General features: G+C 70.2%; 18 protein-coding genes. 10 read left to right on the plus strand and 8 right to left on the minus strand.

Translation table 11 applies throughout. From position 1 onward, the window contains the following. Nucleotides 1–9: 9 nt before the first annotated feature. From BLT99_RS03380 to BLT99_RS03395, 3 genes are all read right to left on the minus strand, one after another. Nucleotides 10–942 carry a LysR family transcriptional regulator gene (locus BLT99_RS03380; protein ID WP_092669295.1) on the minus strand — a complete coding sequence of 311 codons (933 nt, stop codon included), beginning with the start codon at nt 940–942 and terminating at the stop codon, nt 10–12. Nucleotides 943–997: 55 nt separating this feature from the next. Further along, nucleotides 998–2,461 carry a sugar phosphate isomerase/epimerase gene (locus tag BLT99_RS03385; protein WP_229724703.1) on the minus strand — a complete coding sequence of 488 codons (1,464 nt, stop codon included), beginning with the start codon at nt 2,459–2,461 and terminating at the stop codon, nt 998–1,000. A 73-nt stretch (nt 2,462–2,534) separates the two neighbouring features. Next, complete coding sequence (locus BLT99_RS03395) at nt 2,535–3,803, minus strand: ROK family protein (protein WP_092669296.1); 1,269 nt, start codon at nt 3,801–3,803, stop codon at nt 2,535–2,537. Between the two features lie 124 nt (nt 3,804–3,927). Between BLT99_RS03395 and BLT99_RS03400 the strand changes: the two genes are divergently transcribed. The 8 genes from BLT99_RS03400 (at nt 3,928) to BLT99_RS03435 (ending at nt 14,397) form a co-directional block, all read left to right on the plus strand. Next, nucleotides 3,928–4,968, plus strand: coding sequence for a Gfo/Idh/MocA family protein (locus BLT99_RS03400; RefSeq protein ID WP_092669297.1), 1,041 nt, complete (start codon nt 3,928–3,930; stop codon nt 4,966–4,968). Beyond that, the gene (locus BLT99_RS03405) at nt 4,965–5,726 is read left to right on the plus strand and encodes a hypothetical protein (protein WP_092669298.1); all 762 of its coding nucleotides are present in this window, start codon (nt 4,965–4,967) and stop codon (nt 5,724–5,726) included. Before BLT99_RS03400 ends, BLT99_RS03405 begins: the two co-directional genes overlap by 4 nt. 146 nt (nt 5,727–5,872) lie before the next feature. Further along, nucleotides 5,873–7,369: an MFS transporter gene (locus BLT99_RS03410; RefSeq protein WP_092669299.1), complete on the plus strand. Its 1,497-nt coding sequence runs from the start codon at nt 5,873–5,875 to the stop codon at nt 7,367–7,369. Between the two features lie 20 nt (nt 7,370–7,389). Continuing rightward, the gene (locus BLT99_RS03415; RefSeq protein ID WP_092669300.1) at nt 7,390–8,985 is read left to right on the plus strand and encodes a GMC oxidoreductase; all 1,596 of its coding nucleotides are present in this window, start codon (nt 7,390–7,392) and stop codon (nt 8,983–8,985) included. 44 nt (nt 8,986–9,029) lie between these two features. Next, a complete protein-coding gene (locus BLT99_RS03420; RefSeq protein ID WP_092669301.1) occupies nt 9,030–10,331 on the plus strand; it encodes a C-glycoside deglycosidase beta subunit domain-containing protein in 1,302 nt (433 codons plus the stop codon). A 45-nt stretch (nt 10,332–10,376) separates the two neighbouring features. Then, nucleotides 10,377–11,852 (plus strand): C-glycoside deglycosidase beta subunit domain-containing protein, encoded by a 1,476-nt coding sequence (locus tag BLT99_RS03425; RefSeq protein ID WP_092669302.1) that lies wholly within the window; start codon nt 10,377–10,379, stop codon nt 11,850–11,852. Nucleotides 11,853–11,953: 101 nt separating this feature from the next. After that, the gene (locus BLT99_RS03430) at nt 11,954–12,913 is read left to right on the plus strand and encodes an alpha/beta hydrolase (protein WP_092669312.1); all 960 of its coding nucleotides are present in this window, start codon (nt 11,954–11,956) and stop codon (nt 12,911–12,913) included. Then, nucleotides 12,910–14,397: a family 43 glycosylhydrolase gene (locus BLT99_RS03435; RefSeq protein ID WP_092669314.1), complete on the plus strand. Its 1,488-nt coding sequence runs from the start codon at nt 12,910–12,912 to the stop codon at nt 14,395–14,397. The genes BLT99_RS03430 and BLT99_RS03435 overlap by 4 nt, the downstream gene beginning before the upstream one ends. On the opposite strand, the gene BLT99_RS03440 is transcribed toward BLT99_RS03435, so the two are convergent. The 5 genes from BLT99_RS03440 to BLT99_RS03460 all read right to left on the minus strand — a co-directional run bounded on the left by BLT99_RS03440 (nt 14,378) and on the right by BLT99_RS03460 (nt 24,025). Next, nucleotides 14,378–15,703 (minus strand): GH39 family glycosyl hydrolase, encoded by a 1,326-nt coding sequence (locus tag BLT99_RS03440; protein WP_157674923.1) that lies wholly within the window; start codon nt 15,701–15,703, stop codon nt 14,378–14,380. The genes BLT99_RS03435 and BLT99_RS03440 overlap by 20 nt on opposite strands. A 135-nt stretch (nt 15,704–15,838) precedes the next feature. Next, nucleotides 15,839–17,002, minus strand: a complete 1,164-nt coding sequence (locus BLT99_RS03445) for an FAD-dependent monooxygenase (protein WP_157674924.1) — start codon at nt 17,000–17,002, stop codon at nt 15,839–15,841. Nucleotides 17,003–17,042: 40 nt separating this feature from the next. After that, nucleotides 17,043–19,211 carry a glycoside hydrolase family 3 N-terminal domain-containing protein gene (locus BLT99_RS03450; RefSeq protein WP_092669317.1) on the minus strand — a complete coding sequence of 723 codons (2,169 nt, stop codon included), beginning with the start codon at nt 19,209–19,211 and terminating at the stop codon, nt 17,043–17,045. Between the two features lie 117 nt (nt 19,212–19,328). Continuing rightward, complete coding sequence (locus BLT99_RS03455) at nt 19,329–20,639, minus strand: ABC transporter substrate-binding protein (RefSeq protein ID WP_092669318.1); 1,311 nt, start codon at nt 20,637–20,639, stop codon at nt 19,329–19,331. A 131-nt stretch (nt 20,640–20,770) separates the two neighbouring features. After that, nucleotides 20,771–24,025: a glycosyl hydrolase gene (locus BLT99_RS03460; protein ID WP_229724700.1), complete on the minus strand. Its 3,255-nt coding sequence runs from the start codon at nt 24,023–24,025 to the stop codon at nt 20,771–20,773. Nucleotides 24,026–24,180: 155 nt separating this feature from the next. Here BLT99_RS03460 and BLT99_RS03465 point away from each other — a divergent pair, with 155 nt between their 5' ends. Together BLT99_RS03465 and BLT99_RS03470 are read left to right on the plus strand one after the other, a co-directional pair. After that, a complete protein-coding gene (locus BLT99_RS03465) occupies nt 24,181–25,143 on the plus strand; it encodes a carbohydrate ABC transporter permease (protein WP_092669320.1) in 963 nt (320 codons plus the stop codon). A 5-nt stretch (nt 25,144–25,148) separates the two neighbouring features. Beyond that, entirely contained in the window at nt 25,149–25,985 is an 837-nt protein-coding gene (locus BLT99_RS03470) for a carbohydrate ABC transporter permease (protein WP_092669321.1), read from the plus strand. Nucleotides 25,986–26,037 lie beyond the last annotated feature (52 nt).

The following is a 26,037-nucleotide window of genomic DNA, read 5'->3' on the forward strand; positions in this document are numbered from 1 at the left end:
GAGCGGACCTCAGGCCGCCTCGCCCAGATCTGCCGACGCCTCGACGAACAAGCCTCGCAGCCATTCGTGCTCGGGGTCGCGTCGGTGCACCGGATGCCACCACATCGCGTTGTGGATCGGCGTCGCGTCGAACGGCGGCTCGAAGACGCGCACACCGCCTGCGTCGCGCGCGTAGTCGGCGAGGCTCGCCTGGATCAGGGCGAGCCGATCGGTGCCGGCGACGAACATCGGCAACAGCAGGAAGCTCTCGACGACGGCCTCGACGCGTGGCTCGATGCCAAGCTGCTGGATCTGCCGGGTGGCCGAGGTGAACGCCGACCGCGACTGGTAGGTGAACACCCAAGGAAGGCGCGCGACATTCTCGAGCGTGACCTCGTCGCGGATGGCGTCGTTCGTCTGGGAGGCGAGGACCACCCAGCGGTCCGCCCACAGGTCGGTGAACGGGAGGTCGGTGAGGAAGCCGTGGGGCATGAGCAGGGCGTCGGCGCCGCGGAGCCGGTTCACGGCATCCTCGACGATCTGCGGGTTGTGCATCATGAAGCGGAACCGCACGCCGGGCGCTCGCTCGGCGGCGAGCGCCGCGACGCGCCGGCCGGTGGTCGCAACGCTGTAGTCCGAGCCGTAGATCGCGAAGTCGCGCGTCGACTGGCTGGGATCCCATTCGGCCGAGCTCTCGAACACGCGGCGCGCGGCATCGAGCGCTGCGGCCGTGTGCTCGGTCAGGCGCGACGCGAGCGGGGTCAGCTCATAGGTGTTCCCCGTACGCGCGAGGATCGGGTCGTTGAAGTGCGTGCGAAGTCGCGCGAGGGACGCGCTCAGCGCGGGCTGGCTGAGATGCAGGCGCTCGGCGGCGCGCGTGACGCTCCGCTCGGTGAGCAGCGCATCGAGCGAGACGAGCAGGTTGAGGTCGAGCCGGGAGAGGGGCGGCTGGGTGTCGGACACGTCGCTGTGATCCTTCGCTGAGGTCGGACTTCCAGTCTATCCACCGCATCAATCCCTACCGTGAGGGCATCGCGACCGGTGATGCGCGATCGTGACCCCTGCGGCCCGACTCGGCCCCCTCCGCGAGCGCGTTCGCCGCGAGCTCGAGGTGCCCCCGCGTCATCTCCGCAGGGTCGGCGTCGAGCCACTCGTGACCGCCCCACTCGCTGCACAGCGTGCCGGCGAAGTCCGAGCCTGAGAGCACGGCGCCGAGGTCGCGAATCGGTCGGGAGACGCGATGCTCGGCGTCCTCGAGGTCCCAGAACTTGAGGTGGAACGCTCCCACGAGCGGCAGGATGTCGCGCAGCGCCGTCGGCTCGGAACGACCGAATCGCACGAGCATGTCCATGAACAGCGCGTGCGCCGAGGGCGGCACTGCACCGGAGCGCAGGGCGGACACGAGCACGTCGACGGTTGCGGGGTCGCGCCATCCGGCCGCGACGCGACCGACGAGCGAACGCTCCACGCCGGCCGCCTCGAGCGCCGAGACGTACGTCACCGGCAGCTCCGGCATGAGCATGCTGATGTCGACGAGCACGCGCACGTGCGGGTCGTCGAGCGCCGCGATGACGTCGAGTGCCCGGGCAGTTTCCGGGTCGGCGGGCGTCTGGCGTCCCTGCGCCTCCTCGAAGAGCACGAGGCCGAGCTCGTGCAGGACGGGGAGGAGCCGAGCGAGCAGGGCCGGTCCGGCCTGGCCGATGGGCAGGCGCACTCCGATCGCCCCGAGGCGATGCGCCGCGTGCAGCTGCGGCAGCACGAACGCGAGACGCTCGTCCTCGTTCCGTCGCCGCCCGTCCGGCGCCCAGTCGTCGAGGCTCCCTCCCGCGATGCTCACCGTGCCGCCGGCCGCGCCGAGGTCGGCACGGAATGCGTCGATCTCGGAGTCCACCGGCTCGGGGAAGCTGCGCCACAGCTGGCCGGGCTCGATCTCGATGACGGAGGCGACGCCGTCGCGCACGATCCCAGCGGTGATCTCGGCGGCTGGCAGCTCGGCGCGTACGACGTCAGGGGTCCAGTTGAAGCCGCTCGCGGCCAGAGTCCACGAGGTGGGGAGGTCTCGGGGGGATTGCGGGTCTCGAGACGCGCTGCGCGTTCCTCGACCAGCGGATCGAGACGCGCTGCGCGCTGCTCGACCGTCAGCGGAAGACGCCACCAGCGTGCGCTCGGCATGGAACGGGAGCGTCAGTGGCGCGTCGGGTCCGGCCGGCAGGTAGGGGATCACCAGGCGGAACGACACCGCCACTTCGTGCTCGCCCTCTTCGAGGGGATCACCGGCCTCGACGAGGAGCCGATCCTGGAGGAACCACCATTCGCCGTCGGGCCGAGCGCGGAGGTCCTCGACCGCCGTGCCGTCGATCGACACCCGGAGTTCGGAGAGGCTCGACACCGGCAGCGACCGGATCCACGGCAGGCTGAGGCGCAGTGCGAACCCGTCGGCGGTCCGCTCCAGCGCGTCGTCGAGCAGGATGGGCAGGCTCATGTGCGGGCGCACTCCTCCGCGTCGTCGGTAAGCCAGAAAGATACGCTCTTATGTCGGAAAAAGGAAGAAGTGGTCAGGATGCCACGGGCATGACCTCGCGGATCAGCGGTCGCCCCGCGGCGAACCAGCGAGGGAACGTAGCCTCGAAGAGCTGTTCACGCACCATCTCGGCGCCGCCGCGGAGCGGCTCCTTCTCGTCGCCGAGCGAGCGCACGATGCTGAGGTCGCGCGTGGCGAGCGGGAGCGAGAGCTCGTAGACGCGCTGCCGCACCTCGGCGAGGAACACCTCGCCCGCCGACGACACCGCCCCGCCGACGACGATCACGGCCGGGTTGAACATGTTGACGAGGGCGGCGATCGACTCGCCGACGAGGCGTGCCGACCGCTGGATGAGCGAGATCGCGAGGGCGTCGCCGTTCATCGCCGCCAGGGCGATGAGTTCCGGCGTGATCGCGGTTCCCTGCTCGGCGTGCCGCGCCAGCGCCCCGGTGGCACCCCCCTCGATGGCGCGCTGCGCGTCCCGGACCAGCGCCCAGCCTCCCGCCTCCGCCTCGAGGCACCCCACCTTGCCGCAACGACACGGCGTGTCGGAGTCGCGCACGCGCACGTGGCCGACGTCGCCCGCGGCGCCATTCGCCCCTCGGTGGATGCGGCCGTGGGAGAGCAGCCCGGCGCCGATGCCCGTGCCCACCTTGAAGAAGATGAGATCGAGTCGCTCGTCGGGGCGTCGCGAGCGTTCGCTGAACGCGAGCAGGTTGGTGTCGTTGTCGACCCAGACCGGGGCGTCGAAGCGTTCCTCGAAGCGCCGCCGCAGGTCGAAGTCGTTCCACCCCGGCATGATCGGGGGAGCGACGGGCCGGCCGCTGTCGAAGTCGACCGGCCCGGGGATGCCGACGGCGACACCCCAGACGGGGATGTCGTCGTGTGCGGACAGGATCTCGTCGAGCATCTCGAGGGCTCGATCGATGGTCTCGGCGGGCCCGCGCGCGATGTCCCACGCGGCGTGGCGGTCGTCGATGACGTCGCCGTCGAGCGAGGCGATGCCGACGCGGAGGTGCAGCGCGCCGAACGCGCACACGATGATGCGCCCCTGCTCCGAGCAGAACCGCAGGGTGCGCGGCGCTCGGCCGCCCGACGACGGCGCGAACTCGCCGTCGGCGAGGAAGCCCATCTCGATCGCCTGGTCGACGCGCTGCGTCACGACGCCGCGCCCCAGTCCGGTGAGGCGGCCGATCTCGGGCCGCGTCGTGGCTTCACCGGTGCGAACCATGTTCACGATGCGAAGCAGGCTCGTGACCTCGTCGGTCTGGGCGCCGAACCGCAGCGTGGACTCGCGTGTCATGCACTGAATTCTGACACAACGGAGGCGCTTGGACACGATTCCGCAGCGCGATAGACCAAAGTCACGCGAACTTTTGTATAGTCGAGGCCAAAGTGGCGACGATGCACGGGAACGGGGATGCGGCATGGCGTGGGGTGTCGGCGTGATCGGCGCAGGGCCGGGGGTCTCGGCGCTGCACCTGCCGACCCTCGACCGGCTCGCCGATCGGTTCGCGGTCGTGCACGTCGCCGACTCGGGCTCTGGCCGCGCGGCCGAGCTCGCGGCCCGCAACGGTGCCGCCGCCTCGAGCGGCACCGACGAGTTGCTCGCCGATCCCGCGGTCGAGGTCGTGGCGATCTGCAGCCCGCCCTCCGAGCATGCGCGGCACGTGCAGGAGAGCCTGGAGGCCGGCGTTCGCGCCATCCTGTGCGAGAAGCCGCTCGCGACGAATGCCGACGACGCGCGTGCCATCGTCGAGGCGTGCCGCACTGCGCGCGTTCCGCTCGTCGTCGCGACGAACCACCTGTACGACCCCGCGTGGAGCCGCGCCAAGCACCACCTCGTCTCGCTGCGGTCCGAAGTCCGTGCGATCTCGGCCACGGTCGCCCTGCCACCGAACGGGCGATTCCATTCCGCCGTGACCGAGCTCTCGCCGGCCGGGGCGCCCGGGCGCGGCGCACCCGACCTCGCCGATCCCGACCTCGCAGCCGGCGTCATCCGGCAGTTGGTGCTCGGGCTCGCGGTGCACGACCTGCCGGTCGTCCGCGACCTGGCTCCCGACCTCGAGGGCGTCGACTTCGCCGTGCCGGTCCCGCCGATCGGGTACGCGATCGGGTTCAGGGCGAGCGGCATTCCCGTCCTCCTGGTGGCCGTGATGGTGCCGGACGGCCCCGATCCCGTGTGGCGGATCGCCATCGACACGTCGACCGACCGCCTCGACGTGGAGTTCCCTCCGGCATTCGTGCACACCGGGAGCGCCGAGGTGCGCGTGCGCACCGGCGAGCTCCGCATGACGTCCTATCCGCGCAGTCCGGAGGACGGCTATCTCCGCGAGTGGGGCGCTCTCGCCGAACTGCTCGACGGTGCCGCGACGATGGAGTACCACGAGATCCTCGACGACGCGCTGTTCGCGATCGAGCTCGCTGAGGCGGCGGCGGCCGCGGTGCGACGAGGAACCGGGGCATGACCACTCGCGTCCACCTCGCCGGGTCGCTGCCCGAGTTCCGCGTCGCCGTGGCCGCGCTTCCGCACCGCGTCGATTCGACAGGCGAACCGCGCAATGCGGTCGTCGTCGTCGACGGCGCGGCCGAATGGTGGGACGTCGCTGCTGACTCGGTCGACGGCGGTGCGCGCGCGGTGCTCGTGGCGGATCCGGTGCGCGTGCCCGTCGAGGCGATCGACATCCTGGCCGCCCGTACCGACGTCCCGGTGCTCATCCACCGGCCTCGGCTTCGACACGACCTCGTGGCGCAGGCGATCGCGGCCCGGGACGGCGAGACACCGCGCGTGGTCGTCGCCGAGTGCCGCGCCGAACCGTCCCACCTCCCCGCACTGGTGCGCGATGCGATCGGGTGGCTGCGCGTCTTCGGCGGGGGGCCGATGGTGGTCGCCGCACGCGGAGGCGCCGCGCTCCTGCGCCGCAGCGACGGAGGTCACCCGGCCGGGTCGTTGATCGCGACCGCGTCGACCGCCGGCGGCCCGGTGCTGCGGATACGGGCCCTCGGCGAGACCACGACCGAACTCGAGATCGACGCGCCGATCGGGCGCTGCGGTCTCTCGACCGGCACCGCGCGCGGGGTCGCGATTTCGCCGGCGCTCCACGAGTCCGCGTCCAGGGCTGCGCTGCGTCGCGCCATCGACGTCGTCGCCGACGGCGCCTCCGTGAAGGACCTGGGCGAGCTGCGCCATGACGCGATGGCGGCCGACGCCCTCGTCTCGACCTGAGCTGGGGTCTTTAGTTGATTTCCAACGAAAGATAGCCTAGAATCGACATGACGTCGGGATCCAGTCGGATCCGATCCTCGCCGCGAGGTCGCGAGCGAGGGCACATCCGGTCGCGTCGACGGCTCGATCGTTCGGGCAATCCACGTATGTCGCTCTCTCCGCTCCGGCTCCGCCTCCTCGTCGCCTCCCTCCTCACCGTCGCCTTCCTCGGCGCCCTCGACCACACGATCGTCGCGACCTCGCTCGCCACCGTCGCGGGCGAGCTCGGCGCACTCGAGCAGATGAGCTGGGTCGTGGTCGGCTACACCCTTGCGGGCACGGCCCTGTTCCCCGTGCTCGGCAAGCTCGGCGACCTCGTCGGGCCGCGCCTCGTATTCCTCACCTCGGTCGCCGTCTTCCTGGTCGCCTCGCTCGCGTGCGGCTTCGCCCAGGACATGACGCAGCTCGTCATCGCCCGCGTCGCGCAGGGCATGAGCTCCGCGGGCGTGCAGCTGATGTCGCAGACGATCGTCGCGTACGTCACCACCCCGCGACAGCGCCCGCGCTACATGAGCATCATCGGCGCCGCCTTCCCCATCGCCATCCTCGTCGGCCCCGTCCTGGGCGGCGTCATCACCGACTACTGGGGCTGGCCGTGGGTGTTCTGGATCAACCTCCCGTTCGGCCTCGCGGCGCTCGTGCTCGCCGCCTTCGCCGTGCCGCACGTCGAGACCGGTGCTCCCCGGCGCTTCGACTACGGCGGCGCCGTGACGTTCACGGTCGCACTCGTCGCGCTCGTGCTCGGCGTCACGTGGATCGGCCACCCGGGGTCGGCGCTCGCCGCGATCGTGGCATTCGCCGTCGCCGGCATCGGACTCGCGGCCTTCTTCGCGATCGAGATGCGCGCACGCGAGCCCATCGTGCCCCTCGGGTTCTTCGCCGACCGGACCGTCGCCGCAGGCGTCGCCCTGTCGGCCATCATCGGCATCGGCCTGTTCTCGGTCACCGCCTACCTGCCCACGTACTTCCAGATGGCGTATCGCACCAGCGCGACGGTGTCCGGGCTCGTGCCGATCGCGACGGTGTTCGGCATGCTGGTGGCGAACCTCGGCACCGGATGGCTCGCCAGCCGCACCGGCCGCTACCGCGGGTACACGATCTTCGGCACGACCCTCGCGTCGTCCGGCCTGCTCGTCATGGCGCTGCTGCCCGTCGGCACGCCGCTGTGGGTGCCGATGATCGTGATGTTCGCCGTCGGCATCGGCACCGGAGCGTTCATGAGCCTCGTCATCGCCGTCGTCCAGGGCGCCGTGCCGCGGAACGAGACCGGCACGATCACCGCGACGACGAACCTCGTCCGGCAGATGGGCTCGACGCTCGGCACCGCGGTCATCGGCGGCGTCATCGGCGCCGGCGTCGCCGCGCAGCTGCCCGCGTCGCTCGATGCCTCCTCGCTCACCCCCACCCTCGTGCACGGCTCAGCGCCCGCCGTGCAGGCCGAGGTCGCGCAGATCTATGGCGACGTCTTCGTGCCCGTGTTCGCCGCGCTCGCGATCACCTACGCGATCGGAATCGTGGCGGCGATCCTGCTCCCGCCGGGCCGGCTGTCCGACGAGCCGGCGCCGTCCGCCACCGAATCCGTCACCGAACCCGCCGCCGCGTGAGACTCGAAGAGGAGACGCACATGTCGCACCACCCCACCATCGCCGTCGTCGGCAGCGGACCGATCGGCTCGGCGTACGCACGCCTCCTGCTCGAAGGACTGCCCGATGCCCGCGTCGTGATGTTCGAGGCCGGCCCCCAGCTGACCGACCGCCCCGGTGAGAGCGTCCGCAACATCGCCGACCCCGACGAGAAGGCCCGCGCCCGCGAGATGTCGCAGGGCCCGCAGGCCGGCGAGCACCGAGAGTCGCTCGGCATCCCGGCCGCGACCGCGGTCGAGGGCATGTTCACGGCGCGCCAGGGCACGCACCTGTTCGACTTCGGCGGCGAAGGTTCGGCGCACGCGCGGACCTTCCCCGCTGCTGCCGGGTCCACGAACGTCGGCGGACAGGGCGCGCACTGGACCTGCGCCATCCCGCGTCCGGCATTCAGCGAGAAGGTCGACTTCATCCCCGACGACGAGTGGGAGGACCTCATCGTCGAAGCGGAGCGCCTCCTGCACAAGCAGAATGCGGCGTTCGCCGACTCCGCCGTCGGACGCGGCATCCGCTCGCTGCTCTCGGAGGAGTTCGACGGCGAGCTGCCCGAGGGCTACGGTCCCAGCACGCTGCCCGTCGCGGGCGACCCGCAGCCCGACGGCAGCATGCGCTGGGCAGGCGCCGACGCGGTGCTCGGCCCGCTCATCGAGCCGGGGAGCCCGCTCGCCGAGCGGTTCGAACTGCGCGACCTGTCGCTCGTGCGCCGCATCGAGCGCGACGGCGACCGCGTCACCGGCGTCACGGTGGAGGACCTGCGCACGAAGCAGACGGCGTTCGTGCCGGCCGACCTGGTCGTCGTCGCCGCCGACGCCTTCCGCTCCCCCCAACTGCTCTGGGCGTCCGGCATCCGTCCGAAGGCGCTCGGGCACTACCTCACCGAGCACCCCGTCGTCATCTCGACCGTCGCACTCGACGGCGAGCGGATGGGCCGTTACGCGACCGAGGACGAGCTCGACGCCGAGCTCGCCCGTCGCTCCGCGAACGCGGCCGACCCGGTCGCGGCCGTGAACCGCATCCCGTTCTCGGAGCCCGGGCACCCGTACGCGCTGCAGGTCATGTACTCCGAGACCACTCCGTTCCCGATGGACCCGGGGCACCCCCTCGCGAACAACCGCTGGGGCTACGTCAACATGGGGTACGGCATGCGCAAGTTCCCCCGCTACGAGGACGCCGTCACCTTCGACGACGACGAGCTCGACTACCGCGGCTTCCCGAACATGACCGTCCAGTACGAGCTCACCGAGCGCGAGCTCACCGAGATCGAGGCGGCGACCGAGCGCCTCCGTCGCGCGGGGGACGCGCTCGGCACCTTCGTCGCCGAACCGCGGCTCCTGCCGAACGGCTCGAGCCTGCACTACCAGGGCACGATGCGCATGGGAGCGACCGACGACGGCACGTCGGTCGCCGATCCGTGGTCGCGCGTCTGGGGCGTCGACGGACTCGTGGTGGGCGGCAACGCCCTGATCCCGACCGCGACGGCCATGAACCCGACGCTCATGAGCGTCGCGATCGCGGTGCGCGGGGCGCGGAAGGCCGTCGAGGAGCTCTCGGCCGACACCGCGGCATCCGTCACCGCCTGAATCCACCCGAAATCCACCCGAACCGACCACGAGAGAGAGCGACGATGCTGCTCGAACGAGACCTCATCCAGTCCACCGGCTTCCGGAACGTCCGCGAGGGCGACCGGGTCACCGGCTTCCAGATCCGCGTGCGGATGCCGTCGTACCGAGGCATGGCGGCGTCGCTCATCGACGGCATCGCGGTGCGCGTCGGCGACCTCGCGGACGTCGCGGCGGACGTGCCGCGCTGGACCTTCGGTGGGCGCACGTACACGCTCGGCGAGTTGTGGGACTCCGATGGCGTGCGGTGGCCGCTCGAGGAGGCCGCCGTCGTGACCGTGCCGCTCGAGGGCGGGCTCCCGCAGGGCACGCACGAGGTGTCGATCGAGCTGCGCCTGCGGATGTCGTACATCCCGGAGGAACACCAGCCGAGCACGTATCGGGTGAGCAGGCACATCACGCTCTCGCCGGATGGCGACGGCGGGCCGTTCAAGTACGGCGTCTCGCTGTACAGCTACATGACCGACTACGGCACGGTGCTCGACCTCGAAACCGCGCTCGCGCACGTCGCCGACGTCGGCGCGACGGGCGTCGAGATCCTCGGCGAGGGCCACGTCGCCGGGTACCCGGAGCCGACGACCGACTGGATCGACCGGTGGTTCGCGTTGCTCGAACGCTACGGCCTCGAGCCGACGAACTACGGTTCGTGGATCGACACGCGCCTGCACTCGAGCGGACCGAACGCGCGCCGGCTCACGGCCGAGGAGGGGGCCGGGATGCTGCAGCGCGACCTGCGGCTCGCGAAGCGCCTCGGCTTCCGGTTCGTGCGGCCGAAGATCGGTGTGGTGTCGAGCGACCTCGTGCCCGACCCGATCTGGACCGAGTCGGTCGAGCGCTCGCTCGACCTGGCCGCCGAGCTCGACGTCGTGATCTGCCCCGAGATCCACTCGCCGACGCCGATCAAGCACCCGGTCGTCGACGACTACATCGACCTCATCGAGCGCACCGGCACGACGCACTTCGGCCTGCTGCTCGACACCGGCATCTTCCAGGACCGCCCCATCCCGCTGCGGCCCGGCGAGCTGCCCGGGCAGCGCCCCGCGTTCCTCGACGGCATCGGCGTCGACCCCGCCGACATCGCCGACATCGCGAAGTACGTCGTCTTCATCCAGGCGAAGTTCCACGACATCGACGAGCACCAGCAGGACCAGCAGATCCCGTGGGAGCCGGTGCTCCGCTCCCTCAAGGACGCCGGGTACACCGGCTACCTCTCGAGCGAGTACGAGGGCGAGCGCGAGCCGTGGCGCGCGATCGAGCAGGTGCGACGCCAGCACTCGCTCATCCGCCGCATCGCCGCGGGGCTCTGAGCCGCGGCATCCGCTTCACGAACCACCCAGGACAGGACATCGACCATGCCGAACGGCCTCATCCAGGCGGACAGCCTGCGAACCCACCCCGAGGGCCTCGCGCTCTCGCTCACGCTGCCGTGGTACCGCAGCCTTTGGCTCTCGTCGGTCTCGACGCTGCGCCTCACGGTCGACGGTGAGGAGGTCGCCGCCGAGGATCTCGCGTTCGAGCTCGGCGGCGTGCGCTACGCGCTCGACGAGCTGCCGCAGCAGAGCGACGTGCTCTGGTACCTGCAGGCGCATCCGCTGCTCATCGCGAAGCGGGGCCAGCCCGTCGCGCTCGGCGAGACCCACGACGTCGAGGTCTTCGGCGAGCTGCGCCTGCCCTACATGCAGATCGCGCCCGGCGCCGAGGGCGGGCCGGGCATGTACGTGCCCAACGTGGTGCGCCAGTCGCTCGCCCTCACGGTCACCGACCACGACGCGCGCGTCCCGGCACTGGCGACGGATGTCGCGCCGCCGCCGACCGCGACGGACGCCGACCCGTTCAAGCTCGGCCTCACGCTCTACTCCGCGAGCGCGGAGTTCCGCGCGGGCTGGTACGACTTCGACGGCCTGCTCGACCGCGTCGCCGAGCTCGGGATCGGCCCGGGCATCGAGATCGTCGCGTCGCAGGTGCTGCCGACCTACCCGGTCGTCTCCGACGGGTTCGTGCGCACCTGGCGCGACGCATTCGACCGGCACGGGTTCGACGCGAGCTCGTTCGGCGCGAACCTCGACATGGGGCGCCGCCGCGACCGCGACATGACGCCCGACGAGGAGTTCGCGTTCAGCGAGACGCTGTTCCGCGGTGCGGCGAAGCTGGGCTTCCCGCTCGTGCGCATCCAGTCTGCCAAGCCCGAGCTGCTGCGTCGGCTGCTGCCCGTGGCCGAGGAACTGAACCTCAAGCTGGGCTACGAGATCCACGCGCCGCTCGGCCCGAACGCCGACCCCATCCTGAAGGTCCGCGAGACCTACGCCGAGCTCGACTCGCCGCTGCTCGGCTTCGTCGCCGACTTCTCATCGACCATGCACGCGATGTCGCCCACGCTGCTGCGTGCGGTGCGCCGCGCGGGCCTCGACGACGAGGCGATCGACCGCCTGCAGGCCATCTGGGCGACCGACGCGCCCATGCGCGAGCGCCAGGAGGAGTTCATCGGCTACCTGCGCGGCCGCGACTTCGACCCGGGCCGCCTCGGCTCGTTCGCGCACCTCGCGTTCAACATGCACGGCCACGTCGACCCGCGCGAGTGGGCCGACATCATGCCGCAGATCCTGCACGTGCACGCGAAGTTCTACGACATCGACGAGCAGGGCCAGGAGCCCGCGATCGACTACCCCGAGCTCGTACGTGTCTTCGTCGAGGGCGGGTATCGCGGCTACTGGTCGAGCGAGTGGGAGGGCCACGCGTTCGCCGAGCTCGGCGAGGTCGACCCGCTGCTGCTCGTGCGCCGCCAGCACGACCTGATCCGCGCCAGCATGCGGGCGGTGCAGCCGGCATGAGCGACGCGGAACTGCGAGAACGCAATCGAGCCGTCGTGGCGGCATTCCTCGCGGCGGACCTCACCAAGCGCGAGGAACGACTCGGATGAAGGGAAGCGTCCATGGCTGATCCGGACGCGACGACCGTGCCGGACTTCCGGCGCATGCCGCTCGCGGAGGCCGTGCGCTGGCTCGCCGAGAACGGCGAGCCCGAGGACCCTCGCCCAGACATCGACACCGCCTCGCTCACGCGCCGCTTCCCGCACCTCGCGTCAGTGGAGACCGCCGACCTCCGCATCGACGGCCCGCACGGACGCCTCATTCCGGCCCGGCGGTATCGGGATGCCGCGGCCGAGGCATCCGGTCGCGCCCTGATATGGGTGCATGGCGGCGCCTTCATCGGCGGGCACCTCGACATGCCGGAGTCGCACTGGGTCGCCCTCGAGCTGGCGTCGCGCGGCATCCCCGTGCTCGCCCTCGACTACGTCAAGTGCCTCGGTGAAACCCACTTCCCCGAGCCGTCGGACGACGTGCTCGTGGGATGGCGCCACGCGGTCGCACACGCCGACGAGCTGTTCGGCGTCCCGGCGAGCGCAGTCCTGCTCGGCGGCGCGAGCGCGGGCGGCAACCTGACGGCAGGGGCGACCGCCAGGCTGCGCGACAGCGGGGAGGGTCTGCCGGCGGGACTCGTGCTCGTCTACCCCGTCGTGCATCCGAACGGTCCCGAGGCGTCCGCCGAGGTCGATGCGGACTCGCCCCACGGTCAACTGTCCCTGAACTTCGTCGGAAGCATCGAGGCGCTCGCCGACCCGCACGCGTTCGCGGCACTCGGAGCCGCCGACCGCTTCCCGCCGTCGCTCGTCGTCGTGTGCGAGAAGGACGGGCTGCGACCGTCGGGTGAGGCGTTCGCGCACCAGCTCGAGGAAGCGGGCGTCGATGTGACGCTGCATCTGGAGGTCGGCGCCGATCATGGCCATATCGACGAGCCCGCCGATCCGACGGCGTTGCCGACGCTCGAAGCGATCGCCCGGTGGACGAAGGAGCGCCGTGAACCAGATGTCAGAGGGGAGATCGACCGATGACTGAGACCACCACCTTCCGCAATCCCGTCCTCGGCGGCGACCGCCCCGACCCCGCCGTCATCAAGGTCGGCGATGAGTACTGGATGACGTACTCCTCGTTCGAATCGGCCCCGGGCCTGCTCCTCTACCGCTCGCGCGATCTCGTGAACTGGACGTACGCGGGATCTGCCCTCGATGAGCCGATCGGCAGCACGTTCGCCGTCGACATCGCCGAGCACGACGGACGCTTCTTCATCTACATCCCCTTCATTCCTGCGCCGTGGTCGACGCTCACGGCGCCGGCGATCTTCGTGATCCACGCCGACTCGATGGAAGGACCGTGGTCGGAGCCGATCGACCTCGGCATCCGCCGCGCGATCGACCCGGGCCACGTCGTGGGAGAGGACGGCAAGCGGTACCTCTTCGTCAACGGCATCCGTCGCATCGGGTTGACCGACGACGGCCTCGCGACCGTCGGGGAGCTCGAGCAGGTGTACGACGGCTGGCGCTACCCCGACGAGTGGATCACCGAGGCGTATGCGCTCGAGGGGCCGAAGCTCTTCTGGAACAACGGGTGGCTCTATCTCGTGAGTGCAGTGGGAGGCACGGCGGGCCCCGCGACCGGCCACATGGTCATCGCCGCTCGCTCCGGGTCGGTGCACGGCCCGTGGGAGAACAGCCCGCACAACCCGGTGACCCGCACGACGGACGCCGCCGAGAGGTGGTGGTCGCGCGGGCACGCGACGCTGGTGCGAGGTACAGGCGAGGGCGATTGGTGGATGGTCTCGCACGGATACGAGAACGGCTACCGATCCCTCGGCCGGCAGATCCTCCTCGAGCCCGTGACGTGGACCGACGACGGGTGGCCCCTCGGCGCGACCGACATCGGCGGCGAGCTCACGGCCCCGATCGGCGCCGCGCCGCAGCGAGCGGCTGCCCCGTTCCACGACGACTTCCAGACCCTCCGGCTGGGGGAGCGGTGGACGTTCCACGCGCCCTCGCCCGGCGAGGTCGAGCGGCTTCGCGTCGACGGTGACGGCCTCGTGCTCGCGGGGAAGGGCACGTCCCCCGGCGACACGTCGCCGCTCGCGGTCATCGCGGATCAGCACGCCTACGAGGTCGAGGTCGACGTGGAACTGTCCGACGGCGATGCCGAGGGCGGTCTGCTCCTCTACTTCAACAACAGGCTGTTCTGCGGCATGGGCATGGACGGCGAGCGGATGCTGAGCTACGCAGGGGGACACGTCACGCACTGGCGGGAGCCCGCCCCCGCGGTCCGCCGGCTGCAGCTGCGGCTGCAGAACGACCGGCACATCGTGACCGCGTGGTACCGGCGGCCGGGCGGTGAGTGGACGCGACACGCCATCCGCTACGAGACCTCGGGCTACCACGTCAACACGATGGGCGACCTGCAGAGCCTGCGGCCGGCCCTCTACGCCGCCGCAGAGGGCTCGGTCCGCTTCCGCGACTTCCGGTACCGCCCGCTCAACGCTCCTGAAGGCTGAGCTCGATCAGCAGCACGGATTGCGGCTCGATCTCGACATCCAGGTCGAGCGATCCGGATTCGGAGACGTGCTCGTGGCGCGCTTCTCCCCGTGGACCATGCAGCGACTGCTCCGTGATCGACACGTCGCAGCCACTCCACGGAAGGTCGACGAGCGCGATGCGCGCCGACTCGACACCCGTGGACGCGAGCACGTCGCGCTGCGGAGGCAGACGGAGTCCCAGCTCGATCCGTTCCGAGCCGATCGGGATGCGGAACACGAACTCATCGCTCTCTCTCCGGGCGAGGGCGGACTCCGGCGCCTCGAAGTTCGAGACGAGGATGCGAACCACGTCGCCGTCACGGCCGGCGAGGGCGGCGAAGCCCGTCTGGTCTCCGCCCGACACCCCGAGCCGCTCACCGGTCATGGCGCGGCCGATCAGCGAGAAGGCCACGGCGCGCTCGTCAGGCGACCCATCTCGTCCGTGGACGCCCGCCGGATCGACGAAGCCGTAGTGAGGATCCTTTCCGCTGTCGGCGCGGAAGAAGATGGCATAGTCGACGGGCGCGTCCTGCAGGTAGATCATGGATGCCGCTTGGAACGCCGCCTTTTCGGCCGCAGGAGCGTCGTTGGCGGGGATCCCCAGATAGTTCCAGTAGGACAGCATCAGCTTGGTGTCCGGGAAGCCGGAGGCATCCAGCAGCGCACGCAACTCCGTCGCGAGGAACCGGAAGTCCATGGGGTCGCGTGTGGCATCGGTGAACCACAGGAACGAGAAGAAATCCAGCGGCAGCTCTCGCTCGTGCACGAACGAGAGAAACCCCTCGCGGTAGTCCGCGTCGGCGTTGAGGGGGAACGCGAGCGAAGGACCCCCGACGATCAGAGTGTCATCGACCCGCTTGACCGCCGCGCAGAACTCCGCATACATGTCGAAGAACTCCTCGGGTCGCCCGACGAAGTGCAGTGGCCCCAGATCGGGTTGGTCCCCGAACTCGAACATGCGGATCGTCTTGACAGGACCGTCCGCCCAGCCTTCGGCGTAGTGGCGCACGACGTGTTCGACGACGATGCCGTACTTCGCCAGGTCCAACGCGGGAAGCTTGTTCTGCGGGATGGAGCTCGCGAAGGTGAAGAGGACGTCGGCGCCGACCGAATGCACGGCCTCCACCCACGCGTCCGTCGCCGCGAAGTTGTAGCTGGCCGGATCGGCAGGGTCGGCATCCCAGTCGGGGAAGAGGCTCGCGGGATTGTTGCGGGTGTCGAGTCGAGACACCCAGTCATACGAGCGCACCAGCGTCACGCCGGCATCACGCCACAGCGGCGTCATGTCGGGGTATCCCGGGTGCCCGGGCGCGGATCCGGGGATTCCGGCCGCGCCCTTGTGCGACTTCCACGCGCGCACATCGCTCGCGTCGACCTCCAGTACGCGCATCTCCTGCTTCGACTTCTGCATTCCGACTCCTCAGTAGGGCTGCGCCAGCAGCCGATTGGCGTACTCGTTCGCGAGGGGCTCTTCGGTCCTCAGGAACTCCAGGCGCCGTTGCAAGGCTTCCGGCGACACGGAATCGAACTCCTGGTACATCGTCTCCTGCGACCGCTCGTGCACGGCCCGCACTCGGGGCAGACGTCGTGCCATGAATGACAGCTGCGCATCCACGAGCGATTGGTCCTTCGCGAGCTCGTGTGCGAGGACGATGCCGTCCTCGATGCTCATCGCCGCACCCGAGCCCAGATACGGCGTCATGGCGTGTGTCGCGTCGCCCATGATCATGATGCGCCCGCGGAACCAGGGGTAGGGCACCCAGGTGATCGAGTAGGGCGTGTAGGCGACGGAGGTCGACTCCCGGAGGTGCTCGAGCGAGTCGGCCATGAAGTCCGAATGGCCCATGAGCGCGCGAGCCCGCTCGTACATGATCTGCCCCATTTTCGACGGGTCGTGACGCGGACGCCCTTCCTCGGCGACGGTCAGCACCGCGTACATGATCTCGCTGGACAGCGGAGTGAGGACGAGCTTTCCCCCGGCACCCTGGATGAATATGTTGCCCGTCATGCCCGGCGCGATCGGAAGAGCAGAGCGCCACGCGACGCCGCCCACGGGGGTCGGGTCGTACTGCGCACCGAAGTACTCCCGGCGGATCTGGGAGTTGATCCCGTCGAATCCGATGACGAGGTCGTACTCCTCTGTCTCGGCGCTGCTCAAGGTGACGGTGACGCGGTCGGCGTCCTGCTGCATGGCGGCGACCGTCGTCCCCATGCGGATGACGCAGCCGACCTCGAGCGCCCGAGCTGTCGCGGCATCGAGGAAGTCGAGTCGGGGCATGCTCAGGACTCCGGGCAGGCCCTCCTCGAAGATGCCGTACTTCAGGGTGCAGAGATGCCGGCCCTGCGGGTCCACATAGTTCACCCCTGTGGACTCGCTGCCGAACTGCATGCACGCCTCGAGCAGACCGACTTCGCGTACGGCGCGCAGGCCGTTCCCTCTCAGGCCGAATCCGACACCGGGGACGCTGTTGTCCTCCTTGATCTCGACGACGTCGACTTTCGCTCCGATCTGCGCGAGCGCGATCGCGGCGACCAACCCGCCGAGTCCGGCTCCCACCACGAGGATCTTGAGTGGCTTTTCCATCACTGCTCCCTTCCGAACAAGAATTGCGTTGAATCGCCGGTCATCGGACCCAGAGGTCGACGGGCTGTGTCGCGGCCAAGGTCGCTCCGATATGGAGCCGGAAGCGTCCTGGTTCGACCGCGAACGCCGGCTGCGCGGCATCCGTCGCCCAGAACCCGAGCTGATCGACGCCGATGTCGAACGAGAAGGTCGCCATCTCTCCCGGCGCGAGCGTGCGGCGCTCGAACGCCACGAGTCGGCGGACCGGCGGTGCGACGGTGGCCACGAGGTCTTCGACGTACACCTGCACTACCTCGTCTCCCGTGCGCACCGACGTGTTCGTCACCTGGACGGACAACGTCGCGGTGTCACCGGCATGCAGGTCGGCGAGCGCGACCTGCTCGGCCGACACGGTCGGCGCGTCATGTGCGAACGCCGCGTAACTCGCGCCGTGACCGAACGAGAACTGGGGTCCCAGGTCGAGGTCGAGGTACTTCGACGTGTACTTGTCCTGCAGGTTGTCGGGCCCGTGGAGTCCCACGTCGGCCTCGTCGACGGTGAGGGTGCCGCCCGTCGTAGCCGGGCGTCCCGTGTTCTCGTGGGCGTAGTGGATGGGGATCTCCCCTACCGATCGCGGCCACGACATCGGCAGACGCCCCGCGGGGTCTTCGTCGCCGAGCAGCACGTCGACGATCCCGGCGGGCGCCTCGGTCCCACCGTGCCACGCGGCGAGCACCGCAGGCGCGTGGTCGATCCAGTCCGCCACGACGAGAGGACGGCCCGACTCGAGCACGACGACGAACGGCGTGCCGGTGCCGGCAACGGCCCGGATGAGCTCCTCCTGCCGGCCCGGCAGGCGGAGATCACTGCGCGACGCCGCCTCGCCGGAGAGCGCACTCGGCTCGCCCGCGCAGATCACCACGACGTCGGCTGATCGGGCGGCGCCGATGACGGCGGAGATGCCAGACGCGTCGTCGGAGAGGAAGTCCACGCCGGGGACGACCTCGAGCACGGCATCGGGCAGGCGCACGCGCAGCTCATCGGCGATCGTGCCCGCTCGGGCGCCGAAGTGCTGCGTCCACGCGCCGAGGTGGTCGGTGGAGTCGGCGTAGGGACCGGTCAGGAGCACGCGCCGCGGGGAGGCGAGGGGGAGCGTCCCGTCGTTGCGCAGCAGGACGCACGCGCGCGCGGCGGAGCGGCGCACGAGCCGCCGACCGTCTGCGGTCGGCTCGGTGATCTCGGCGTCTTCGTCGACGTAGGGATCGTCGAACAGTCCGAGACGCTCCTTGAGTGACAGGACTCGGGTGACAGCGTCGTCGAGCCGGGCGCCGTCGATCAGGGAGAGTTCTGCGTCGGAGAGGTCTGCGGGCGCGCCGCCCATCTCGACGTCGAGGCCCGCCTCGTAGGCGAGTCGCACGGCGTCAGCCTCGTCCGCGGCGACGCGATGCGGAATGAGGTTGCGCACTCCTTCGGCATCGCCCACGACGACGCCGTGGAAGCCCCATTCCTCCTTGAGCACACCCGTCAGCAGGCGCCGATTGACGTGCATCGGGACGCCGGCAACCGTGTTGAAGGCCGCCATGACGGCGGCGGCTCCCTCGTCGACGACGGCGCGGAAGGGCTCGAGATAGACGTTGCGCATTCGGTGCTCGGACACGTCCACGGTGTTGTAGTCCCGACCCCCCTCGGGCTGGCCGTAGGCGACGAAGTGCTTCGCCGTCGCGGCGATCGCGTCCGGAGCGGAGAGGTCGGTTCCCTGATAGCCGCGCACCATCGCACGCCCCATGACCGACGTCAGGTGCACGTCCTCGCCGAAGCCTTCGACGACTCGTCCCCAGCGAGGATCCCGCGATACGTCGAGCATGGGGGAGAAGGTCCAGTTCACGCCGCCCGATCGGGCCTCTGCGGCGGCGAGCCGAGCGAGGTCCCCGACGAGCTCGGGGTCGAAGCTCCCCGCCTGGGCCAACGGCACCGGTCCGATCGTGCGCTGCCCGTGGATGACGTCGAGACCGACCAGCAGGGGGATGCCGAGCCGGGTTTCCTCGACGGCGACGCGCTGCAGGGCGTTCGTCGCGGCGGCCGACCGTGGCCAGAACACCGAGCCGACGCCGTCGCGGACCAGTCGTGCCGCGTCCTCGAGCGCCGGCCGGAAGACGATCTGAAGTTGGCCGAGTTTCTCGGCCGAGGTCAGCTCGTCGAGCAGGGCACGGACCCGGTCGCTCGGCTGCATCGGAACTCCTTCATGGATCAGGGCGGAACGCGGATCGCCGTCCGGGGTGCGAAGCCCCGGACGGCGATCCGGTCGGTGCGATCAGGCGTGGTGATCAGGAGGCAGTACGACGCCGGATCAACCCCAGGCGGCGTCCATCTCCTCGAGCACCTGGTCGACGGTCTTCTGGCCGGTCAGGAGGCCCTGGACGCCGACGCCGAGGGCGTCGTACACGGCCGGGTTCGGCCACTCGGCGTTCGGAAGGCCCGCGTAGGCGCCCGACTCGAGCAGCTCGGCGATCGGCTGGTAGACGGGGAGCAGCGTGTCGGCACTGATGCCGGAGATGGGCACGGCGCCGAAGAGGTCCGCGAAGGTCTTCGCCTGCTCGGGCTCGGCGGCCCAGTCGAGGAACTGCTGCACCGCGGCCTTGGCGCCGTCCTCGGCGGCCGCGTTGATGCCCCACGCGTAGTTCGCCGAGGCGAGCGCGAAGGCGTCCTGTCCGTCAGCGGGCGGGAAGGCCTGGACGTCGGTCTCGAGGCCCGCGCCCGCGTTGATCGACGTCGCCGCCGAGCCCGGAACCGGTGCGCTGAGCGCCGAACCGCCACCGAGGCCGTTGGTGATGGAGTCGAACGTTCCACCCGCGGCGCCGTCCTGGTAGCAGCCCTCCTCGTTCATCGTGATGATGTCCTCGAGCGTCTGCTTCCAACCGTCGCTGTCCGCGAACGTCACGTCGCCGTCGGCGCGCTGCTGGTTCCAGTCGGGCGTCTCGGCGTAGACGCGCGTCGCCGAGACGATCTGGGCGAGGAGGCCCGTGTTGAACGGCACGCCACCCGCGATCACGGCGAAGGACTTGCCGCCGTCCCGGGCCGTCTTGCAGGCCTCGAGCAGGTCGTCGAACGACGACGGGAACTCGTCCACGCCGACCTCCTCGCCCGCAGCCGGGTTGTAGACGAAGCCGGAGACCGAGAGCGAGGTCGGCTGCGCGTAGATCTTGCCGTCCACCTCGTACATCGACTCGGTGCCCTCGGGGATGACGTCGGCGGAGGTCTCGTCGACCGGCTCGAGGAAGCCCGCCTCGGCGAGCGAGATGACCGAGATGGGCTGGCCGGTGCCCGGCGCCAGGATCATGGCGTCGGCCGCGTTGCCGGCCTGGAGCTGCGTCGTGAGCTGCGTGTTGTACGCCTCCGACGGGTAGGGGATCACCTCGACGTCGACGCCGGTCTCCTCGGAGTACTGCGTGATGAGCTCCTGGTACGCCACGTCCTGGTCGTTGGCTTGGGCGACCATGACCGAGAAGCTGTCGGCCGCCGCGGAGTCGCCTCCTGAGTCGCCGCCGTCATCGCCACCGCCGGCGGCGCAGCCGGAGAGGATCAGGGCGCCGGCGACCGGCGCCACGAGGAGCGACCATCGCAGTGGCATGGTCGCGGGGTGCTGTGCGTGCTGAGGCATTTCGGCCCTTTCCTGACGTCGTTGTCGCCAGCCTGGGTGCTGGCGCGGCTCTGCGGCCGCAGGTTCAGCCTGACACACATCCGCCCGATTCTGACATTAGTAGTGGTTATGCGGCACAATAGTCCCGCTGATCACGCGATCCGCTCGATCGGAACGGCGGCGTGGGCGATCAGCGTCACCGGCCCGCCGAGCCCGGCTGGAAGCGGCGAAGCGGTCGGCTCGAAGACGCGCGTCAGCGGTTCGAGCAGGTCGCCGCTCGGCGCACCAGCTTCCCCTATGAGCCGGTTGCGCCAGGGCGTCGCCACCTCGACCTCGATGGTGTTCCGGCCGGGCCGCAGCGCCGCGGTCACGTCGACGTGGAACGGGGCCGTCCACGCGATGCCGCACTCCACGTCGTTCAGCGTCACGCGGGCGATGTCGTGCACCGACCCGAGGTCGAGCTCGACTCGGTGCGCATCCAGTTGCGCGGGTTCGAGCTCGACGTCGAGGCGGTAGGTGCCGATTCCCGAGAAAGCGCGCGCGTGATCGTCGAGTTCGGTCCACCGCCGCGGCCGGGGCGAGACCGAGGCCTCGAAGCCGTCCGGCAGGCTGAGCGTCCACGTCCCCTCGAGCGGCATCCTCACGATGCGCTCCGCTCCAGGCGCCCGAGGCGGCGTGTCCGACTCGAGCACGAAGATCGACCCGAACGGAGGAAGGGACACCGTGTACGCCATGCGGCCCTCCGGCGTGTGGGTCGCGACAGCCGGCTCCAGCGCCAGCGTCCGCACGGCGACCGGATCCCACGCCACGAGCGGAGGAGCGTTGCGATCGGTCGTCAGGCGCAGCTCGACCGATGCCTCGGCCGGGTTCGCGAGGAACGTCACCCGACGACCGTCGATGATCCGCCCGATCCGCCGCACCGGCGGGCCGTCCACCGACAGCGCCGGCCGCAGGCCGAGTCCCGTGAGGGCCGCGGCGAGGTTCGGGGTGGCGACGACGCGTCCTCGCGCCCGGCCCGCGCTCCAGACCCGGTCGCAGGCGGCTCGGAAGGCATCCGCGTCGTCGGCGAGGGACGGCGACGCCACGGGGCGGTTCCCGATGAGCGTGGCGCCGGCGTCGAGCATGCGCTCGATGGCGAGCAGCGTCGGCAGCGTCATGCGCTCGCTCGACCCGCCGAGGTACAGGGCGCGGTACGTCGCGCCGTCGGCTTCGATCGACCCGTCGACCACCCGGAGCACGTCGCGCACGGCGCCGGCGCCGACGTAGTCGAAGTCGAACCCCGAGGGCACCGCCGTGTCGAGGGCATGCTCGAAGAGGCCCGTGACCGGCGCCTCCTCGCCGACGAACACGGCGACGTCGACGTCGGCCCGGCCCATCGCAAGGAGCGCCGAGCATCGCGCCAGGTAGTCGATCCACGGACCGGCCATCGACGCCCACGTCTCGTTCACGGTGAACGCCTGTCCGAGGAAGGGTGCCAGGGCGATGCCCGGCGGAGGTGCCGCGAGCGGCTGGTGCGGCGAGGTGTGGATGCAGAAGCGCGTCACGCCGAGCGAGAGCTGCAGGTCGGCGACGTGCTTGAGGTTCTGCGGCGTCCACGACCAGGGCTGGTCGAACGAGCTGAACGCTTCGGCGCCGACGTGTTTCCGGCCGTGCACATGCGCGACCGAGGCAGCGCCCTTGACGTCGGCGACATAGGTCGGACGCGGCCCGTCGGCCGGATCGAAGGTCCACATCGCGCCCATCGGCACGTCGGCGTGCGCGCGCATCGCGAGATCGTCGCCGAGCTGGGGTCTCCCGTCCTCGAGGGCCTCGGCGTAGTAGGCCATGCCTCGGCGATGCGCCTCCTCAGCCAGCGTCCCGTAGTACTCGCCGGCGAGCAGTTCGGCGAGGGTTCGGCGGTAGTCGTACAGGAACCGATCCGACCCCTCAGCGCTCCCGACGAGGTAGCCGGCCAGCGTCGGCAGGAACGCGGTCGGGTCGTAGCCGCGCAGGCGCGCGACGTGCTCGTGGATGCGCTCGGTCCAGTTCTGCGGGCCGGCCTCGATGCTGTCGCTGAGCAGCGCCGTGAAGCCCGGCGAGGCGGATGGCGCTCCCGCACCCTCGACCCCGAAGCGCCGCAGGTGCGTGGCGAGGTACCGGCGCACGCGCTCGCCGTCGAGCTTGTCGACCTCCAGTCCGGTCGAGTCCGCGGGCGCGGGCCCGTTGGTCTGTCCCGTGAGCGAGGCGCCCAGCCGCAGGATCGTCCAGCGCCCGGGCGGCGCATCCCACCGGAGGACGCTTTCGTGCACGTGTCCGGTGACGTCGACGACCGTGGCGGGATCCACGACGCCCGAGTCTGGGCCCGCATCGGCGGGCGTGGGCACCGCGAAGTAGTCCGCCACGACACCGAATCCGGCCTTGGCCTCCCCGACGTGCACGCGCCCGCCGGTGTGGAGCGCGAACTCCGAGATCGCGAACGCATCGGATTTCCGGAGCACGGGCGGCATCCGCACGCCATCCGCCAGAGGCGGAAGCGCATCCGCGGCGCTCGCCGCGGAGAGCACCAGGCGGAAGCGCCGTGCGGTCACCGCCGGGAAGCTCGCGGTGCGTGCGGGGATCGCCGACGCCGGAAGCTCTGCGACATCCCGGTACGCCGCGCCGTCGTCGCTCGCCTGCAGCACCGCCGTAGGCGGCGGTGCCGCCCCGAACCCGCGCGGACCCGGCAGCCCGACCGCGACGGAGCGCACTGTCACCGGCTGGTCGAACTCGTGCTCGATCCATGCCGACGACCAGCCGTCCGGGTCGCGCGGCAGCGTGAGCGACGGACCGAACAGGCCGTCGGTCAGCGACGTGACGTCGCCGACAGGCGCCGAGGCGTGGACCCGTGTCGGAGCGAGGGGCTCGTGCCCCGCGTTCGCCGGAAAAGCGAGCACCCGCCAGTCCGTCGCCCAGCGCGAGTCGGATGCCGCGCCCCACCGGGGGCTGTCCTGGTACGGCCCTGCGACCGCCGGCAGGTCCGGCAGCTCGACGACGACCGGTTCCGTCCCCGAGCCGGTGACCGCGACCTCGGCCCACACGACCTTCTTCATCGCGTCGTCGGGCTCGACCCACGGTCCACCCGAGGCGCTCCATCCCGACGACGTCGCGACGGCCAGTTCCATGCCGAGCTCCGCCGCGACGCGCTCGGCGGTGTCGACCGCTTCCAGCCACTCCGGGCTGCCCGGCCGAACGGGCTGGGGCATCACGAGCGGTCCGCCCATCCCGCCGTCGAAGAGTTGCGCGCCGCGCACGCCCACCGCGTGCAGCCAGCGGAGGTCGCGCTCGACGCCGACCGGGTCGACGTTCCCGTCCATCCAGTGCCACCACGCGCGGGGCCGTGACTCGTCGGGCGGGTCGACGAAGGCGTTCCACAGGCGGTCGGAGCTCATGGCTCTGAATCCTTCCATCCGCCCCGCTCGGCCGGTCGCGTCGCGCACTTATATGCCATATCGCGATAACTAATGTGTGTTTCCGACGCAAGCGTGGGAGCATTTTTCCTGAGCGTTCGATGCCCGAAGCGCTTGACGACGACGTCAGGAAGCAGATGACCGTGACGATCCAACAGGACAGCACTCGCACCATCACCGTGCCGCCCTCCGCGCGGAACACGCCGCCGCCCCGGGTGCGCGGCCGGAGGCCGCTTCTCCAGTTCGGACACTGGTGGTGGGCACTGCCCGCTGTGCTCGTCGTGATCGGCGTCCACTACGTCGCGACCCTCACCGGCGGCTTCTTCGCCTTCACGAACTGGACCGGCCTCGGCGACTGGGACTTCATCGGCCTCGACAACTTCGAGCGCATCTTCAACGACCCGCAGCTGCTCGGCTCGGTGTGGAACACGCTGTTCCTCGCGTTCGGTTCGGTCATCCTCACGAACGTCCTCGGCCTGCTCTATGCGCTCGCGATCAATCGCATGCTGAAGACCCGGTACCTGCTCCGCACCCTGCTGTTCATGCCGGTGGTGCTCAGCCCGCTGGCCGTCGCATACGTGTGGAAGTTCATCTTCCAGTTCGACGGGCCGCTCAACGGATTCCTCGGCCTGCTCGGGCTCGAGGAGTTCCAGAAGGTCTGGCTCGCCGACCCGACCTGGTCGATCTGGGCCATCCTCATCACGGTCGTCTGGCAGCAGACCGGCTTCGTCATGGTCATCTACCTCGCAGGCCTCGCAAGCGTTCCCGTCGAGATCGAGGAGGCCGCGGCGCTGGACGGCGCAGGCATCTGGGGCCGGTTCTGGCACGTGGTGGTGCCCGCCATCCGCCCCTCGATCGCCATCGCGACGACCCTCGGCATCATCCAGGGCCTGCGTATCTTCGACCAGATCCTCGCCCTGACCGGCGGCGGACCCGCCGGCGCGACCGAGACGCTCGCGACGCAGGTCTACAAGCAGGCGTTCTCGCTCGGCCAGTTCGGCTTCGGCTCGGCGCTCGCCCTGGTGCTCACGCTCATCATCCTCGTGTTCGCCATCTTCCAGCAGTACATCACCCGCGACCGCTCGGTCGGGAAGGCCTGACGTCCATGTTCCGCTACACCAAGCTCACCGCGTTCCGCGAGCTGCTCGTCTGGCTGGTCACGCTCGTCGGCCTGCTGCCGTTCTACCTGCTCATCGTCACTGCGCTGAAGGACGACCAGGAGGTGCTGACGACCAGCGCGATGGCGCCGCCCTCGTCGATCGACTTCGGAGCGTTCGTCGAGGTGCTGACCACCGGTGGACGCAACAGCATCCCGATGAGCATCCTGAACAGCGTGATCATCACGGTCGGAGCGATCGCGGGCCTCGTGCTCCTCGGCTCGATCACGGCCTACGTGATCGCCCGGCGCACGCAGGCGTGGAGCAACCTCACCTATTACCTCGTGCTGATCGCGATCATCCTGCCGGCGCAGCTCGGCACCGTTCCGCTGTACATCGGTGCGCGCTCGGTCGGGCTGACGGGCAACGCGCTGGGCATGATCCTGCTCTGGATCGGCATCCTGCTGCCGCTGTCGATCTTCCTCTACGCGAGCTTCTTCCGCGGCCTCACGACGGAGTACGAGGAGGCGGCCGTCATCGACGGCGCGTCGCCGACGCAGGCGTTCTTCCGGGTGGTGCTCCCGCTGATGGCGCCGGCCACCGGCACGGTCGCCATCCTCGCCGGACTCATCGTCTGGAACGACTTCTTCAACTCGCTGATCTTCCTCGGCGGATCGGCGACCCAGACCCTTCCCGTCGCGATGTACACGTACGTGGGTGGCCTGGTCTCGGCGTGGAACAAGATCTTCGCGGTCGTGATCATCTCGATGATCCCGATCCTGCTCTTCTACATGTTCGCGCAGAAGCGCTTCATCCAGGGCTTCGCCGGCGGCCTGAAGGGCTGACGTCGCGGCACCGATTCGGGGGCGGCCGGATCGTCGAGCGGAAGCGGGGTGA

It is taken from the genome of Agromyces flavus (assembly GCF_900104685.1).
Classification (GTDB): Bacteria; Actinomycetota; Actinomycetes; order Actinomycetales; family Microbacteriaceae; genus Agromyces; species Agromyces flavus.

Bases quoted from the DNA above. Each gene is read 5' to 3' on its own strand.
- BLT99_RS03445 (WP_157674924.1), bottom strand. From the start codon at position 17,002: ATGGAAAAGCCACTCAAGATCCTCGTGGTGGGAGCCGGACTCGGCGGG.
- BLT99_RS03470 (WP_092669321.1), top strand. From the start codon at position 25,149: ATGTTCCGCTACACCAAGCTCACCGCGTTCCGCGAGCTGCTCGTCTGG.
- BLT99_RS03430 (WP_092669312.1), top strand. From the start codon at position 11,954: ATGGCTGATCCGGACGCGACGACCGTGCCGGACTTCCGGCGCATGCCG.
- BLT99_RS03465 (WP_092669320.1), top strand. From the start codon at position 24,181: ATGACCGTGACGATCCAACAGGACAGCACTCGCACCATCACCGTGCCG.
- BLT99_RS03450 (WP_092669317.1), bottom strand. From the start codon at position 19,211: ATGCAGCCGAGCGACCGGGTCCGTGCCCTGCTCGACGAGCTGACCTCG.
- BLT99_RS03405 (WP_092669298.1), top strand. From the start codon at position 4,965: ATGACCACTCGCGTCCACCTCGCCGGGTCGCTGCCCGAGTTCCGCGTC.
- BLT99_RS03455 (WP_092669318.1), bottom strand. From the start codon at position 20,639: ATGCCTCAGCACGCACAGCACCCCGCGACCATGCCACTGCGATGGTCG.
- BLT99_RS03420 (WP_092669301.1), top strand. From the start codon at position 9,030: ATGCTGCTCGAACGAGACCTCATCCAGTCCACCGGCTTCCGGAACGTC.
- BLT99_RS03395 (WP_092669296.1), bottom strand. From the start codon at position 3,803: ATGACACGCGAGTCCACGCTGCGGTTCGGCGCCCAGACCGACGAGGTC.
- BLT99_RS03385 (WP_229724703.1), bottom strand. From the start codon at position 2,461: ATGAGCCTGCCCATCCTGCTCGACGACGCGCTGGAGCGGACCGCCGAC.
- BLT99_RS03415 (WP_092669300.1), top strand. From the start codon at position 7,390: ATGTCGCACCACCCCACCATCGCCGTCGTCGGCAGCGGACCGATCGGC.
- BLT99_RS03410 (WP_092669299.1), top strand. From the start codon at position 5,873: ATGTCGCTCTCTCCGCTCCGGCTCCGCCTCCTCGTCGCCTCCCTCCTC.
- BLT99_RS03400 (WP_092669297.1), top strand. From the start codon at position 3,928: ATGGCGTGGGGTGTCGGCGTGATCGGCGCAGGGCCGGGGGTCTCGGCG.
- BLT99_RS03425 (WP_092669302.1), top strand. From the start codon at position 10,377: ATGCCGAACGGCCTCATCCAGGCGGACAGCCTGCGAACCCACCCCGAG.
- BLT99_RS03440 (WP_157674923.1), bottom strand. From the start codon at position 15,703: ATGACGCCGCTGTGGCGTGATGCCGGCGTGACGCTGGTGCGCTCGTAT.
- BLT99_RS03460 (WP_229724700.1), bottom strand. From the start codon at position 24,025: ATGAGCTCCGACCGCCTGTGGAACGCCTTCGTCGACCCGCCCGACGAG.
- BLT99_RS03435 (WP_092669314.1), top strand. From the start codon at position 12,910: ATGACTGAGACCACCACCTTCCGCAATCCCGTCCTCGGCGGCGACCGC.